Source organism: Burkholderia sp. TSV86 (genome assembly GCF_001522865.1).
Classification (GTDB): domain Bacteria; phylum Pseudomonadota; class Gammaproteobacteria; order Burkholderiales; family Burkholderiaceae; genus Burkholderia.
In genome coordinates this window covers 276,696-291,018 of the sequence record NZ_LOWB01000109.1, presented here as the reverse complement: position 1 = coordinate 291,018, position 14,323 = coordinate 276,696, and the positions used below count along the sequence as shown (strand labels likewise).

Here is a 14,323-nt window from a genome sequence, read left to right as displayed (position 1 = left end):
GGTGGACTCCTTGCTGTTCGCGGCGCGCATTGCCGCTACGGGCTACGCCCTTCGCGCCAATGCGCGCCAGCATGAAAAACCAACCACTGTCAGATTTAGTCTAGTCCACCGCACTTGCAAAGAAATGCGTGGTTTTCGCCGAAGGCTGTTTTGGACTATTCACGAGCAAAGTGGCGGCGTCCTATCTGCGCTACCGGCCCGAGCGCTGCCTCGCCGTGATCGATAGCGCCCAGGCCGGCAAGCGCGTGCAAGACGTGATCGGATATGGCGGTGACATCCCGGTTGTGGCGGATATCGAACAAGCGCTGGCGTTCGGCCCGGAGGTGCTGTTCATCGGCAAGGGGCTGCATTCCGCGCAGCTGCCGCCCGGATGGAAGGAGCCGATTCGCACGGCGATGCAGCGCGGCTTGCATGTGATCAACAGCATCCATTTCAGATTGCATGCCGATCCGGATCTCGCGAAAGCAGCGAGCGAGGCCGGCATTACTGTCTGGGAGACGAAAGAGCCGGTGCCGCTCGAACTCAACAAGGCGCGCGTGCTGGAGTTGGACTGTTTCGTCGTGCATACGTGCGGCAGCGATTCGAATATCGGAAAAAAGACAGCGGCGCTCGAAATCACTCACGAGGCCAACCGGCGCGGCATCCGCACCGGATTCGCGGCGACGGGGCAAACCGGCATGCTGATTTCCGGCACCGGAATCGTCGTCGACTGCATTCCGAGCGACTTTGTCGCCGGCGCGGCGGAAAGGGTGGTGCTCGATGCGGCAGTGGGAAACGACTGGGTCGTGCTTGAAGGTCAGGGTTCGCTCAATCACATCGGCGCGAGCGGCATTGCGTTGGCGCTGCTGCATGGCGGTTTGCCGCATGCGCTGATTTTCTGCCATCGGCTCGGGCTCGAGCGCACGAAGGTCTGGAATACAAAGATTCGGCCGCTTCCGGAGCTGATCGGGCTCAACGAAGCGCTGACCGTCTTCGAGCGGCCGGCGAAAGTGGTGGCGATCAGCGTCAACAGCGCGGGCTTGAGCGACGAAGCATACCGCCACGAAGTGCAGGTGCTGCAGGAGCAAACCGGCCTGCCGGTGGTCGATCCCTGCCGCGACGGCGCCGGTCTGCTGGTGGATGCGCTGCTCGCCTACCAACAAACGCTCGGGATGCTTCAGCCGGCCGGGGAGACTATGCAATGAAAGACGCCATCGTCTTGCTGATGCATCAGGGCAACTCTTTTACACGCGAACTCAATACGCTGCTCGCCACACGTGATATCGCGCTCGTTGCGCTCAGTTCGTTGCCGTCCGATCCCGATGTATTCGAGCGGAACAAAGCACTGCTCGACGACTGGGTGCTCGCCGATCACGCCGAACTCACGCAGGCAGACGTCGAGCAAGCGGTTCGGACCTTCGAGCAACGTCATTACCGGCTGCTCGCAGCGATCGCGACCTTCGAAGGCTATCGCCTGCTGATGGCCGATCTGAACCGTGCGCTCGGCTCACGGGATGCACCGCGCGAGGCGCTGGAGATGAGTTTGGACAAATTCCGTTGTCGCGAGTTTCTCCGTCGCGCCGGGCTCAGCGCGGTGACGAGCGTGCGGCTCAACGAGGGCGAGGACCCGGCGCGGCTCGACCTCGATCCGTCGCGCCGTTGGTTCGTCAAGCCGGTGCGCGGCGCGGCATCGTTCGGGTGCTTCATTCTGGAGAGCGTGCGTGATCTCGACGATTTGCCGAGGATGCAGGCGCAAATGCTGGACGACCGGAAATTGTCGGCCATCTTCATGGGCAAGTACGGGTTTTTCGCCGAAGAGTATGTCGAAGGGCCGGAATTCAGCTTCGAGATCGTCGCGGCCGATCGCCCGCGCGTCATTTGCATCCATGAAAAAGCGCGCGTCGAGCGCTTGCAGCGCACCACGCTCGAAAGCATGTCGATTTCTCCACCCATTTCGCTAGCGCGCGACATCTTGCTGGACGGCGCGCGATTCGTCTGCGATTGCCTCACGCGTATCAGTTTGACGCAAGGGGCGTATCACGTCGAGATGAAGTATTGGGAAGCGAAACGGCGCTGGGAAATCATCGAGATCAATCCACGCATGGGCGGCAGCCTGATCAACGCCAGCACCGAGCGCGTAACCGGCGTGTCGATGCTGGACATGTGGCTGCGCTCGCTGTTGCTGAAGAACGATGCCGAGTGCGCGATGTTTCATGCGTTCATCGACCGCGTGTCGCAGCTTGCGGGCCTCGACGATCCAGCCGAACGGCGCGCCACGCTGTTCGTCAGCAAGTACGGAGAAAAGGGCCGCACGATCAAGACGATCGAATACGAGGCGGCCGGACAGCCGCCCGATCTGCTCGAACTGCACGGAAAGCCAGGGTTGAAGCTCGAAGATTCGGACCGCGCGATTTGTGTAATGGATGCGCTTTGGGTGGTCGACAAACACGCGCTCGCGCAATCGATCGACGTGCTCGAGCACGAATCGGACGCGCATTTTCGAATCAGCTATTGCGAATAGCCGGCGCGTCAGCGCGGAGGCGTTGTTTTTGCAATCCAGTCCAATTTCAGTCGGGAACTCATGCTCATGGTCGATCTATCTCATCCGGCGTTTCAGGCGCATCTCGGCGGGAAGCTGCAGATGACGGGCAGGGTGAACATCGAAACCCGCGAAGATCTGGCTCGCGTCTATACGCCCGGGTTCGCGCGCGTCGCGGCCGCGATTCATCGCGATCCAGAGTTGATTCGGCGCTACACGATCCGGCAGAACACAGTTGCGATCGTGACGGACGGCACGGCCGTATCCGGCATTGGCGACGTCGGCCCGTATGCCGCGCTGCCCGTGATGGAGGGTAAGTCACTCGTGTTTCGGCGCTTCGCCGGCATCAATGCGGTGCCGATCTGTGTCGACACGCGCGACAGCGGGGAGATCGCCGATACCGTCGCGCGCATCGCCCCGGCTTTCGGTGCGGTGATGCTCGAGGATATTGCCGCGCCACGCTGCTTCGAGATCGAGGCGCGGCTCGAATCGGTGCTGGGCATTCCGGTATTGCACGACGATCAGCACGCGACGGCGATTTCGGCGAGCGCCGCGCTGCTCAATGCGCTGGAGCGCGTTGGCAAGCGCATCGGCGAGATCAAGGTGGTGATGGTGGGAGCGGGCGCGGCCGGCACCGGCTGCGCGAAGATGTTCATGCAACTCGGCGTGACGCGGCTGATCGCGTGCGATCGGATCGGCGCGATTCATCGCGGCCGTGCCGATCTCAATGCATCGAAAGCGTGGTTTGCCGAGCATACGAACGGCGCGTGCGAGACCGGCACGCTGCGCGACCTGCTCGCGGGCGCGGACGTGTTTCTCGGTGTATCGGGCCCGGGCGTGGTGAAGGCCGACGATATCGGATCGATGGCGCGCGAGCCGATCGTGTTTGCGCTGGCGAATCCCGAACCCGAAATTCTGCCGGCCGACTTGCGTGGGACGCGGGCAATCGTTGCGACCGGCCGCAGCGATCTTCCGAACCAGATAGACGGCGGCCTTGCGTATCCAGGGCTCTTTCGCGGCGTGCTGGACAGCCACGCACCGGCGTTTACCGATGCGATGAAGCTGGCCGCCGTGCACGCGATTGCGGGGTTGGTGGATGCGGATCAGCTCGATGCCGGCCGCATCATTCCAGACATCTTCGACGAGCGTGTGATGCCTGCCGTCGCGGCGGCCGTGGCGCAAGCGGCGTGACGGCCATGCCGAATGCAGCCGGCAAGCTTCGCATGAACGGTTCGATGGCGGCCATGCCGTGCGGCGGCGTGTCAAACGGCAAGATGCTCGACGGCGCTTTCCAGCACGGCTTGCTTGAGTTGTTCGAGCGCGGGGGACAGTTTGCGGTGCGCGCCATGCAGACACAAATCCACCGTGGGCAGCTCCGGCAGCCCGTCGCGCACGCCGAGCCGGCGAAGCGTGGGCGGAATGCCGGCCGCCGTGCGCAGCGTGATGCCGAGGCCCGCGGCGACGCCTGCCCACAAGCTTTGAAGGCTCGCGGTCGTATAAGCGAGCCGCCATGAAATATTCGCGTCGTCGAGCGCCTGCACGCCCGCGCGACGAAAAAGGCAGGGCGGATTGTAGAGCGCGAGATCCAGTGGAGCGCCGGCGCTCGAGCGGTGGGTGAAGTTTTGCGGGCCGATCCACGTCATCGGCAGCGTCGAGACATGCACGGCATCGGGGCGCGCTTGCTGGCCGAGAGCCAGCACTAGATCGAGTTCCGCTTTGTCGAGACGCTCCAGCAGCAGGCGATTGGGTTCGACCGCGATTTCGACGCGCACCGCGGGATGGGTTTTTTTGAATGTGCCGAGAACGCCGGGCAACCAGGTTTCCGCGAAATCGCTGGGCAAGCCGAAACGCACGCTGCCTTCGAGCGCCGCGCCGCGCACCGAGCGTATTGCTTCGTCATTGAGATCGAGAATGCGCTTGGCGTAGGAGAGGATCACGTCGCCCGCATCGGTCAGCACGAGGCCGCGCCCTTGGCGGCGAAACAGCGGCAAGCCGACTTGTTCCTCGAGCTTGCGGATTTGCTGGCTGATCGCTGATTGGGACCGGCCGACGCGCTCGGCCGCGCGGTTCAGGCTGCCCAATTGATGAGCGGCCAGCAGCGTTCGCATCACATCCATATCGAGATTCGGCAGAGACATGATTCAGTTTTCCCGCAGCATCGATACGGAATTATCGCATCTCCTTCAGAGTTGTTTGGCTATCATCAAAGCCGCATGCAAAGCGCCGGCGCGAATGCCGGTTTGACGCAGATGAGCAATGAATCCGATACCTTGGATGACGAACCCGGAGACTCGATATGACGAACGCTGGATCGCTGATTCGATTGGCCATGAAGCTGGCATGCGCGGGCGGAATGCTTGCGATGCCGATCATATCGGTTGCGGGTGGTGCGCCGGCTTCGCTTGCCGGCACGTGGATGCTCGTGGCCGCGGACGTCGAGCATGCGGACGGCACGCGCGGCCGCGATTATGGTGCCGCGCCGTCCGGGCTCTTGATGATCGATCGCGCCGGGCGTTATTCGTTGCAGATCTTCAAGGCGGAACGCGAGCGCTTTGGCTCGGGCGACAAACGTTCGGGAACGCAGGCTGAATACAAGGATGCCGTGATGGGATCGAGCACGCACTTCGGCATGCTCGAAATCGATCCCGCATCGCACACGCTGGTTTTTTACATTCAACATGCGTCGTTTCCGAACTGGGAAGGCGAGCAGCAAAAGCGCACGTATGAACTGAACGGCAATGAATTGAGCTATCGCGTCGTCGCGCGCCCGAACGGCGATGTGCCGATATCGGTGTGGAAGCGCGTGGACTGAGCGCGCCGGCAGCACATGGCATGGTCCGCGCGGCCCGCGCGGGGACGGAGCATCGGCGCAGGAGCGATTCAGCCTCTTTGCCCGCCGGTGATGCGATTCGGATGACTATGGAGGTGCCGTTGCTTGCGTCGACTGTATGGGAGTGGGCCTGGGTGCCGATCGTCTTGTGCGCAGCATTGGGACGCACCGTGCGCAATGCCGCCCAGCGCAGCCTGACCGAGCAGGCCGGGACATTGCCTGCAACGCTCGTGCGGTTTCTGTACGGCCTGCCGTTTTCGCTGCTATGGGTGCTGTTGTTATCGCGCATGGGGGGCGGGCTGCCCGCGGTAACGGCGGCGTGGGCGGGGTGGTTGACGCTGGGGGCGCTCGCGCAGTTGGGCGGGACCGCGTTGTTGCTGATGGCGATGAAGCAGTGCAATTTCGTCGTGGCGGTGGCGTTCTCGAAAACCGAACCGCTGCAAGTGGCGTTGGTTTCGCTGCTGGTGCTGCATGAAGCGCCGGGCGGGCTTTCGATGCTGGGCATGCTGATCGCGATGCTGGGCGTTATCTTGCTGACCTGTTCGGGACCGGGGCGGCGTGCGACGGATGTGGGCGGCGGGTTCGGTTTATCGGCTGTTTATGGGTTGGGCGCGGGCGCGGCGTTTGCATTGATGGCGGTCGGCTATCGCGCGGCGGCATTGCATCAGCCGGGCGTGACGCCGTGGATGAGCGGCGCGTGGGGCGTGCTGTGGGCGCAGTTGATCCAGTCGGTCCTGCTGGGCGGATATCTGCTGCTGGCGAATCGCGCCGGATTGCTCGCGATCGTTCGGATCTGGCGTTTTTCGTTGACGGTCGGAACGGTCGGCGCGCTGGCGACCATCGGCGAACTGACCGCGCTTGCGCTTCACGGTGCGGCGGACGTGCGCACGCTCGGGCTGGTCGAGGTGCTGTTCAGTTATCTGGTGTCTCGCAAGCTGATGCGCGAGAAGCTCGGCATGCTCGAGCGCTGGGGGCTGATGCTCGTGACGTCCGGGCTGATTGTCGTGTGCGCGCAATTCTGACGCTGTAAGCGGCCGCGAGCGGCCGGCGGCGCTCGTCGCCGGGCCTGAACCGGGGCTGCATCGATAGGGAGAGAGTTCATGTCGTCTGCGTTGACGTTTCGCGAATTGACGGTCACTGCCGTAAGGTTGCCGATGTCGAACCCCATCCGGACGGCAAGCGGCTTGATTGCGGATGCGCCGTTCGTGCTGATCGATCTGCACACCGAGCAGGGCGTAACGGGGCATGCGTATCTGTTCGTATTCACACCGCTCGTTCTCAAACCGCTGTCGACGCTGATCGCATCGTTCGGCGAGCTGCTGGAAGGCAAGCAGCTTATTCCGCTCGATACGCGCGATCTGCTCGAATCGCATTTTCATCTGGTCGGCAATACGGGGCTCATCAGCATGGCGGTGGCCGGTGTCGAGATGGCGCTTTGGGATGCGCATGCTCGTGCATTGGGCGTTCCGTTGTCCCGCGCGCTCGGCGGCGCGCCGCAGCCGATTCCTGCGTATTCGAGTATCGGGATGCTCGGTGTCGACGCCAGTTGCCGGCTCGCGGAGCAATCGCTGGAGCGCGGCTTTCGGGCGATGAAAATCAAGCTCGGCCATATTTCGCTCGAACAGGATCTCGAGGTGGTGGCCGCGGTGAAATCCGTGCTCGGCGCGAAGTCGATGCTGTGCGTTGATTACAACCAGGGGCTGACGGTGGACGAGGCGATTCGCTGCTGCAGGGCGCTCGATTCGTTCGGTCTGGGCTGGATCGAGGAGCCGACTCGGCAGGACGACTACGCGGGACATGCGCGCATTGCGCGCGAGACAATCACGCCGATTCAGATGGGCGAGAATTGTTTTGGGACGAACGAGCTTGGCAAATGCATTGCAGCCGGCGCATCCGATCTGTTGATGTTCGATCTGATGAAGATCGGCGGCGTCTCGCGCTGGATGCAAGGCGCGGCGTTGGCCGATGCGGCGTCGTTGTCAGTGAGCACGCATAACTATCAGGAATTCAGCGCGCATCTGATGGCGGTTACGCCGACCGCGCACTGGCTGCAGTATTACGATTATGCCGATCTCGTGCTGGCTGAGCCGATGCGGATCGTCGACGGCAACGCGGTGCCGAACGACACACCGGGCAGCGGCGTTGAATGGGACCAGGCGGCGCTGGCTCGTTATCGGATCGCCTGAAGCCGCGCGCCACGCCGGGCAGCGGCGGTACCCGCGATCGTTGATATCGGATGCGGCTTGCGCGGCCGCTTCCGGTCCGCTCAGGCCGCTGCGGCGAAGCAACCGGTGGCCGGGCCTGTGTGCCGTCGATATCCGCCATTCATGGCGCCGGAACGGACGCACCCAGGCGCGCCCATTCCGGCGATATGGCGCAAAGCCGGGCAGTGACGCGGGCAATTTGTTTTTTTCGAAGAAATGCGCGGAACCGCATGCGCTGCCAGCAGATGACGCGAGATGCCCCTGGCAGCAGTTCAATATACGTTTGTCGATGCTTTGTCCGCTCTTTCGCGGATCAGATCGATGCCGCGCACGGCCGCCGTGGTGCGGTTTCGGACGCCCAGCTTTTTGAACAGTACGCCGATATGCATCTTGACCGTGACGATTTCGATGCCGAGCAAATGGGCAATCGCTTTGTTTTGATAGCCACGGATGATGTAAATCAGGATTTGCTGCTGCCGGGACGACAGTTTGGGAGGCGCGTGGCCGGATTCGTTATCCAGCATCGGCTGTAAAGTGGATTGCCAGATGGGCTTGGCAGGCGTGCACGAACTTTCCAATGGCATCGTGCGGGATTGCGATCGAGCACGATTGCCGGCCTGCGACGCTTGCGTACCGCTGCTTTCGAGTTTGAATCGCTTGTCCACTGGAATCTCCAAGGTGGTGGGAAGGAAGTATGACGACGCGCGAGGCGTCGTCCGACGACTTCGATTCATTCGTCCGCGGCTGCAACGTAGTAATGGTTTGCAGCAAGACTTTCCACGCCGAGTTCGCGGAACTGATCGATGAAATCCGGAAATGAGCACGACACGTCGGCATAGCCGTCGAGGTTGCACGCATTGTCAAAACGCAATGCCGCGACGAACAGCGACATGAAGTTGCGGTGATCGCCGCAACTGCTGAGCGAAATCCCGCCCGCATAACGATCCCTGCCGCGTGTGACGAAGCCGTCCGTGTGGCCGTTCGGATGCCGGATGATCTCGATGTCCGCGCCGAGCTTGCGGACTTCGCCAACCATCGATTCGATGCGCGACGATTTGTGAAACCGCGTGACCGAGCCGCCCCGCACGGTCAGCTTGCCTTTGACGAAAAGGCTCAGCGCGACGAGTGTCGGAATGATGTTGGGGCCACTGCTGACGTCAAACTCGAAATTGCCCTCGAGGCCGGCATTCGAGCTGTCGACTTCGAGTATGTGGCCGGGCGCGTAGCGCAGCCGCACGCCGAGCGCTTCGACGATGTCGATGAAAAGTTTTTCGCCTTGCAGTGTTTCTTGCTGGATGCCGGCAATCCGATAGGCGCCGGGAAAAAGCGCGCAAGCCAACAGCAGATAGGAAAGCGAAGTGAAGTCGGCATTGATATGCGTGTCGAATGCCCGGTACGCTCCGGGCGACACGCGGTAGGCGGTGTAGTCGGGGCTGGTTTGCACGTCGAGCCCCGCGAGCTTCATGAAATCGAGTGTTTGATCGATATACGATTGGGATAGGACAGGCGGCGTCATCCGGATGTCGATGCTGCGTTGCGCGAGCGGCGCAGTCATGAGCAGCGCGGTGACGAACTGCGAGCTGATGTCGCCCGCCAGCGTGCAGTGCGAGCCGTCGAGCGCCTTACCCCAATTGATCACGGGAGCCTTGCCTTCGTCGCCGAGATAGGTGAAGTTCGCCCCGAGCACATGGAGCGCATCGAACAGCGGTTTCATGACGCGCCGGCGCAGCGTGGCATCGCCCGTGAGAATCGTCGGAATGCCGCGCATGCTGCTCAATGCCATCATCGTGCGGAATACGAGCCCGGAGCCTTTTGCGTCGATGACGTGGACGTCGTTGCTGAAGCGGCCGCCGGTGCCGGTGATCGTCAGCGCACCGGCGGTTTCGTCGATCGTCGCGCCCAGCTTGCGGCAAGCGGTTTTCATGGTTTCCGTTTCCACGCAGCGCAAGTCGTTGCGCACGGTTGAGATACCCTGGGCGAGACTCGCGGCGATGATTGCGCGCTGCGTTTCCGGTTTCGAGGCGGGAACCCTCATATCCCGCCCCAACGTCTTAATCGGTTCGACACGCAAATACATATTCCCTCCAAATGATCTGAATTCTGCGGATCGTGAAATGAGGAATCGGTTCCGGGGATACATACATGATCCGCCTGCCGAACCATCGGCAGGCGGCAAAAACGGCGCTGGCACGTTGGCATCCGGGATGCCGCGCGTCGGCGCTGGCGCTCACGCAGCGGATTTTTGCGGTGCCAATACCGTGTCTTCGTAGATTTCGCGGAAGAACATGGCGAGGATTTCCTGTACATCGTCGATGTACTTGAACACAGCCTCGTAATCCTCCTCGCTGAGAATGAGTTGATTGAGGATCTTCCACATTTCCAGCGAATGATCGTCTCGCGTGTCGACGACGAGATGCGCCTCCTGCCCCTTGATCAGATCGTGGCCAAGCGTGGATTTGAGATTCTTTACGATGTCCGGTTGCAGCTTGGCCTGTGTATATTCGACGAGGTAGTTCGATACCACCGGCGCCATCGGGTGTTCATGTTCGAGGGTGTAATAAAAGAAGCCTTCAAAAAGTTTGGTCGACAGATAAGGCTCGGTATTCAGGATTTCCTCGATCGACACACCGGCTGCTTCGCAATCGCGGATGTAGAGCTTGTCATGCAGCATTTCGTCGGCCTGATAATGCGCATAGTCTTGTGCGGCAGCCGGCGAGATTTGCGCGATCTTATAGATGGCCTTGGCCTGGCTCGCTCGTGACAGGCGAATGCGCCACACGTGCTCGATCAGCGTGCGGCGGTAGTAATTCATGTTGATATTTTTGTCTTTCATGTGCGACGCATAGGGAATCGACTGACGCCATTCCTCCATTTTTTTATCGAGATATCGGTCGATTTTCGCTTTGCGTTCCAGGCTTTCCGATTCGGAGAAGAACGGTGCGGGATGCGTGATGCCGGAATTGCGGACTCGGTTCATGGATGCCTCCAGAGACGATCGCGGGAAAATGAAACTCGGTGAAATGGATAAACGGTCGACGACCGCGCTATTGCAGGGACAATTCGAATAGAAATACCTCGCTTATGGAAGTGTGGCTGGCTGATGTATCTGGTCTCTTTCGAGGGTCTCGATATGTTTTTTTGTTTGGTTTGCACACTCGCCAAAATTGGAGCAAATACGAGAATTGCTCGTTTCAATACGAGTTTGCGTTATTGCTCTTATCTGTTGGTGTTGGTGAAACCATATCGCTCATAATATTCATTTGAACGACTTGGTGAAGATATCCGAAGGTATATGGCGCCGTCGAATCGGCGTGTTGCCGGATATGCCAATTTATTTTGGCAGCCATTTAAGATTTAGATTGAATGGTGACATGAAACTTCGATGAATTAGTCCGTTTGCACCAGAGTGGAGCGTATGCGTCATGCAAAACGATATAGACCGGCGTGCAATAATGAAAGGCTGAGGGCGCGCCGATTAGCTGGATGTTTATCTGAAAAGCGCCTCGTTCTTGAGGAGTGTGAATGAACAACCATATCGCCCGAGTCGAGTTGGCCAAAGCCTACCGGCTCATCAATCACGGGCCGACCGTGCTCGTATCGGCCCGTCACGAGGGCGTGGACAACGTGATGGCGGCAGCATGGGTGTGCGCACTGGATTTCTCTCCACCCAAGCTGACGGTCGTGCTGGACAAGGCGACAAAAACGCGTGCGCTTATCGAGCAGAGCGGCTTGTTCGCGATTCAGGTGCCGACGGTGGCGCAATTACAGCTGACGCATGAAGTCGGCACCGTGAGTGCAGTGGACGAGCCGGGTAAGCTGCAACAGGCGGGTGTGACGCTGTTCGACATCGACGGTTATGCGTTGCCGTTCGTTGCGGGCTGCTCGGCTTGGCTCGCATGCAAGCTTATTCCCGAGCTTCATAACCAGCAGGCTTATGACTTATTCATTGGCGAGATCGTTGATGCATGGTCCGACACGCGCGTATTCCAGGGGGGCCACTGGCGCTTCGAGCGCGCGGGCCCGGCATGGCGGAGTCTGCATCATGTCGCGGGCGGCCATTTTTATGCGATCGGCGAGCCGCTGTCGGCCCGTGCGAACGAGGCGGCCGGGTTGGAGGGAGAAGCGTAGCGAGGGTTGATCGAAAAACAAAAAGCGCGGGTTGCGCGCTTTTTGTTTTGTGGAGGGCCGAAGGGATCAGTTGGGATGCTTATGGGCAAAACACCCCCCTCAAACATCAATATCCCCCGCCCGCAACGCATTCGACTCGATAAACGCGCGCCGCGGCTCGACTTCATCGCCCATCAACGTCGTGAAAATTCCATCGGCCGCGATCGCATCCTCGATCTGCACGCGCAGCAAGCGCCGCACATTCGGGTCCATCGTGGTTTCCCACAGCTGCTCGGGATTCATTTCGCCGAGCCCCTTGTAGCGCTGCTTCGACATATTGCGCTCCGCATCGGACATCAGCCATTGCATCGCGCTCTTGAAGTTCGACACCTCGGAGCTGCGCTCGCCGCGCTTGATCAGCGCACCGTTGCCGATCAACCCCTTGAACGTATTCGCGGTATTCACGAGCTGCTGGTAATCGGCGGTGATAAGAAATTCCTCGTCGATCACCGACACGCGAACGTTGCCATGGTGCGGCCGCTCGATCCGCAGCGACCGGTGCTCGCGCACTTCGTCATACGCCGGCAGAACCCGCACTTCGTTCTTGTGTGCGTCGTCCTCGAGCGCGGCCTGCAACGCTTTCGCGGACGCTTGCATTGCCGTGTCGTTCGACAGATCGATCGATACGCCGTCCATGATCGCCTCGAGCGCCGCCGGGTCGTACAGCCGTCCGAGCCGCTCGATCACGCCGCGCGACAGCAGATACGAGCGCGCCAACTCGCCGAGCGCATCGCCCGAGATGGAGGCGGCGTTTTCCTGCGGCACGAGTTCGGAGTTCTGCAGCGCGAGCCGCAGCATGTGCGCGCTCAGCTCCGCGTCGTCTTTCAGATAGCGCTCGTCCTTGCCAGCCTTCACTTTGTAGAGCGGCGGCTGCGCGATATACACGTAGCCGCGCTCGATCATCTCCGGCATCTGCCGGTAGAAGAACGTGAGCAGCAGCGTGCGGATGTGCGCGCCGTCGACGTCCGCGTCGGTCATGATGATGATCCGGTGGTAGCGGAGTTTGTCGAGATTGTAGTCATCCTTGCCGATTCCGCAGCCGAGCGCGGTTACGAGCGTGACGATCTGTTCGGATGACAGCAGCTTGTCGTAGCGCGCCTTCTCGACGTTCAGCACCTTGCCGCGCAGCGGCAGGATCGCCTGGAATTTCCGGTCGCGCCCCTGCTTGGCCGAGCCGCCGGCCGAGTCGCCCTCGACGATGTAGATTTCCGACTTCGCCGGGTCTTTCTCCTGGCAGTCGGCGAGCTTGCCGGGCAGGCCGACGCCGTCGAGCACGCCTTTGCGGCGCGTCATCTCGCGCGCCTTGCGCGCGGCATCCCGCGCGCGCGCCGCCTCGACGATCTTGCCGCAGATGATCTTCGCGTCGCTCGGTGTTTCGAGCAGGAATTCCTCGAGCGCCTTCGCGACCACTTCTTCCACCGGCGCGCGCACCTCCGACGAAACGAGCTTGTCCTTCGTCTGCGAGCTGAACTTCGGCTCGGGCACTTTCACCGACAGCACGCACGACAGCCCTTCACGCATATCGTCGCCGGTCGTCTCGACCTTCGCCTTCTTCGCGATCTCGTTGTCGGCGATGTACTTGTTGATCACGCGCGTCATCGCCGCGCGCAGGCCGGTGAGGTGGGTGCCGCCGTCGCGCTGCGGGATGTTGTTCGTGAAGCACAGCACGTTTTCGTTGTAGCTGTCGTTCCATTGCATCGCGATTTCGACGCCGACGCCGTCCTTCTCGCCGTTGATGTGGAAGATGGTTGGATGCAGCACGCTCTTCGTCTTGTTGATGTACTCGACAAAGCCCTTCACACCACCGACGAACGCGAAATCGTCTTCCTTGCCGGTGCGCTGATCGGTCAAACGAATGCGCACGCCATTGTTCAGGAACGACAGCTCGCGGATGCGTTTCGCGAGGATGTCGTAGTGGTATTCGACCGTGCCGAAGATCGTCGGATCGGCCATGAAGTGCACTTCGGTGCCGCGGTTTTCGGTGTCGCCGATCAATTGCATCGGCGAGACTTCGACGCCGTCGCGCGTTTCGAGCACGCGGTTTTGCGCGACGCCGCGCTGAAATTCCATGAAGTGCTTCTTGCCGTTGCGGCGCACGGTCAGGCGCAGCCAGCTCGACAGCGCGTTCACGCACGACACGCCGACGCCGTGCAGCCCGCCCGACACCTTATAGCTGTTCTGGTCGAACTTGCCGCCCGCGTGCAGCTCGGTCATCACGATCTCGGCGGCCGAGCGCTTCGGCTCGTGCTTGTCGTCGAGCTTGACGTCGGTCGGAATGCCGCGGCCGTTGTCGGTGACGGAGATCGAGTTGTCCGCGTGGATCGTCACGTGGATATCGTTGCAATGGCCGGCGAGCGCCTCGTCGATCGAGTTGTCGAGCACTTCGAACACGAGGTGGTGCAGACCGGTGCCGTCCGACGTGTCGCCGATGTACATCCCGGGACGCTTGCGCACTGCCTCCAGACCCTCGAGAATCTGGATCGACGATGCGCCATAGCTGTTTTCGGGCTGCGAATTGTGCTGTTCAGTCATGGATTTCTTCCGGTTCTGCTGGCCGCCGGCAAGGCAGCGCGGTACTTCTCAAATCGCCATAAAAACGCCAAA

At 61.0% G+C, this 14,323-nt stretch carries 12 protein-coding genes; 7 read left to right on the top strand and 5 right to left on the bottom strand.

Annotated elements, in window-relative coordinates; translation table 11 throughout:
• Positions 1-170 precede the first annotated feature (170 nt).
• The 3 genes from WS68_RS20775 to WS68_RS20765 all read left to right on the top strand — a co-directional run bounded on the left by WS68_RS20775 (position 171) and on the right by WS68_RS20765 (position 3,709).
• Positions 171-1,184 carry a DUF1611 domain-containing protein gene (locus WS68_RS20775; RefSeq protein ID WP_231753075.1) on the top strand — a complete coding sequence of 338 codons (1,014 nt, stop codon included), beginning with the start codon at positions 171-173 and terminating at the stop codon, positions 1,182-1,184.
• Positions 1,181-2,500: an ATP-grasp domain-containing protein gene (locus WS68_RS20770; RefSeq protein WP_059572518.1), complete on the top strand. Its 1,320-nt coding sequence runs from the start codon at positions 1,181-1,183 to the stop codon at positions 2,498-2,500. The genes WS68_RS20775 and WS68_RS20770 overlap by 4 nt, the downstream gene beginning before the upstream one ends.
• A 66-nt stretch (positions 2,501-2,566) precedes the next feature.
• Complete coding sequence (locus WS68_RS20765; protein ID WP_231753074.1) at positions 2,567-3,709, top strand: malic enzyme-like NAD(P)-binding protein; 1,143 nt, start codon at positions 2,567-2,569, stop codon at positions 3,707-3,709.
• Positions 3,710-3,780: 71 nt separating this feature from the next.
• Here WS68_RS20765 and WS68_RS20760 read toward each other — a convergent pair whose 3' ends face one another.
• Positions 3,781-4,656, bottom strand: coding sequence for a LysR substrate-binding domain-containing protein (locus WS68_RS20760; RefSeq protein WP_059572516.1), 876 nt, complete (start codon positions 4,654-4,656; stop codon positions 3,781-3,783).
• Positions 4,657-4,814: 158 nt separating this feature from the next.
• Here WS68_RS20760 and WS68_RS20755 point away from each other — a divergent pair, with 158 nt between their 5' ends.
• From WS68_RS20755 to WS68_RS20745, 3 genes are all read left to right on the top strand, one after another.
• Positions 4,815-5,330: a lipocalin-like domain-containing protein gene (locus tag WS68_RS20755; protein ID WP_059572515.1), complete on the top strand. Its 516-nt coding sequence runs from the start codon at positions 4,815-4,817 to the stop codon at positions 5,328-5,330.
• Positions 5,331-5,431: 101 nt separating this feature from the next.
• The gene (locus WS68_RS20750; protein WP_059572514.1) at positions 5,432-6,370 is read left to right on the top strand and encodes a DMT family transporter; all 939 of its coding nucleotides are present in this window, start codon (positions 5,432-5,434) and stop codon (positions 6,368-6,370) included.
• Between the two features lie 78 nt (positions 6,371-6,448).
• The gene (locus WS68_RS20745) at positions 6,449-7,534 is read left to right on the top strand and encodes an enolase C-terminal domain-like protein (RefSeq protein ID WP_059572513.1); all 1,086 of its coding nucleotides are present in this window, start codon (positions 6,449-6,451) and stop codon (positions 7,532-7,534) included.
• 290 nt (positions 7,535-7,824) lie between these two features.
• On the opposite strand, the gene WS68_RS20740 is transcribed toward WS68_RS20745, so the two are convergent.
• From WS68_RS20740 to WS68_RS20730, 3 genes are all read right to left on the bottom strand, one after another.
• Positions 7,825-8,217, bottom strand: a complete 393-nt coding sequence (locus tag WS68_RS20740) for a response regulator transcription factor (protein ID WP_059572512.1) — start codon at positions 8,215-8,217, stop codon at positions 7,825-7,827.
• A 65-nt stretch (positions 8,218-8,282) separates the two neighbouring features.
• On the bottom strand, positions 8,283-9,629 hold the full coding sequence (locus tag WS68_RS20735; RefSeq protein ID WP_059572511.1) for a 3-phosphoshikimate 1-carboxyvinyltransferase: 1,347 nt from the start codon (positions 9,627-9,629) through the stop codon (positions 8,283-8,285).
• Positions 9,630-9,779: 150 nt separating this feature from the next.
• Positions 9,780-10,529, bottom strand: coding sequence for a hypothetical protein (locus WS68_RS20730; protein ID WP_059517161.1), 750 nt, complete (start codon positions 10,527-10,529; stop codon positions 9,780-9,782).
• A 545-nt stretch (positions 10,530-11,074) separates the two neighbouring features.
• Between WS68_RS20730 and WS68_RS20725 the strand changes: the two genes are divergently transcribed.
• Entirely contained in the window at positions 11,075-11,680 is a 606-nt protein-coding gene (locus tag WS68_RS20725) for a flavin reductase family protein (protein WP_059572510.1), read from the top strand.
• Positions 11,681-11,779: 99 nt separating this feature from the next.
• Here the strand turns inward: WS68_RS20725 and gyrB are convergent, their stop codons facing one another.
• Complete coding sequence (gene gyrB / locus WS68_RS20720) at positions 11,780-14,251, bottom strand: DNA topoisomerase (ATP-hydrolyzing) subunit B (RefSeq protein WP_059572509.1); 2,472 nt, start codon at positions 14,249-14,251, stop codon at positions 11,780-11,782.
• Positions 14,252-14,323 lie beyond the last annotated feature (72 nt).

What these genes read in the sequence shown, in the direction of transcription:
- WS68_RS20745 (WP_059572513.1), top strand. Translation starts at nt 6,449, where the DNA reads ATGTCGTCTGCGTTGACGTTTCGCGAATTGACGGTCACTGCCGTAAGG.
- gyrB (WP_059572509.1), bottom strand. Translation starts at nt 14,251, where the DNA reads ATGACTGAACAGCACAATTCGCAGCCCGAAAACAGCTATGGCGCATCG.
- WS68_RS20750 (WP_059572514.1), top strand. Translation starts at nt 5,432, where the DNA reads ATGACTATGGAGGTGCCGTTGCTTGCGTCGACTGTATGGGAGTGGGCC.
- WS68_RS20765 (WP_231753074.1), top strand. Translation starts at nt 2,567, where the DNA reads ATGGTCGATCTATCTCATCCGGCGTTTCAGGCGCATCTCGGCGGGAAG.
- WS68_RS20725 (WP_059572510.1), top strand. Translation starts at nt 11,075, where the DNA reads ATGAACAACCATATCGCCCGAGTCGAGTTGGCCAAAGCCTACCGGCTC.
- WS68_RS20755 (WP_059572515.1), top strand. Translation starts at nt 4,815, where the DNA reads ATGACGAACGCTGGATCGCTGATTCGATTGGCCATGAAGCTGGCATGC.
- WS68_RS20730 (WP_059517161.1), bottom strand. Translation starts at nt 10,529, where the DNA reads ATGAACCGAGTCCGCAATTCCGGCATCACGCATCCCGCACCGTTCTTC.
- WS68_RS20735 (WP_059572511.1), bottom strand. Translation starts at nt 9,629, where the DNA reads ATGTATTTGCGTGTCGAACCGATTAAGACGTTGGGGCGGGATATGAGG.
- WS68_RS20760 (WP_059572516.1), bottom strand. Translation starts at nt 4,656, where the DNA reads ATGTCTCTGCCGAATCTCGATATGGATGTGATGCGAACGCTGCTGGCC.
- WS68_RS20770 (WP_059572518.1), top strand. Translation starts at nt 1,181, where the DNA reads ATGAAAGACGCCATCGTCTTGCTGATGCATCAGGGCAACTCTTTTACA.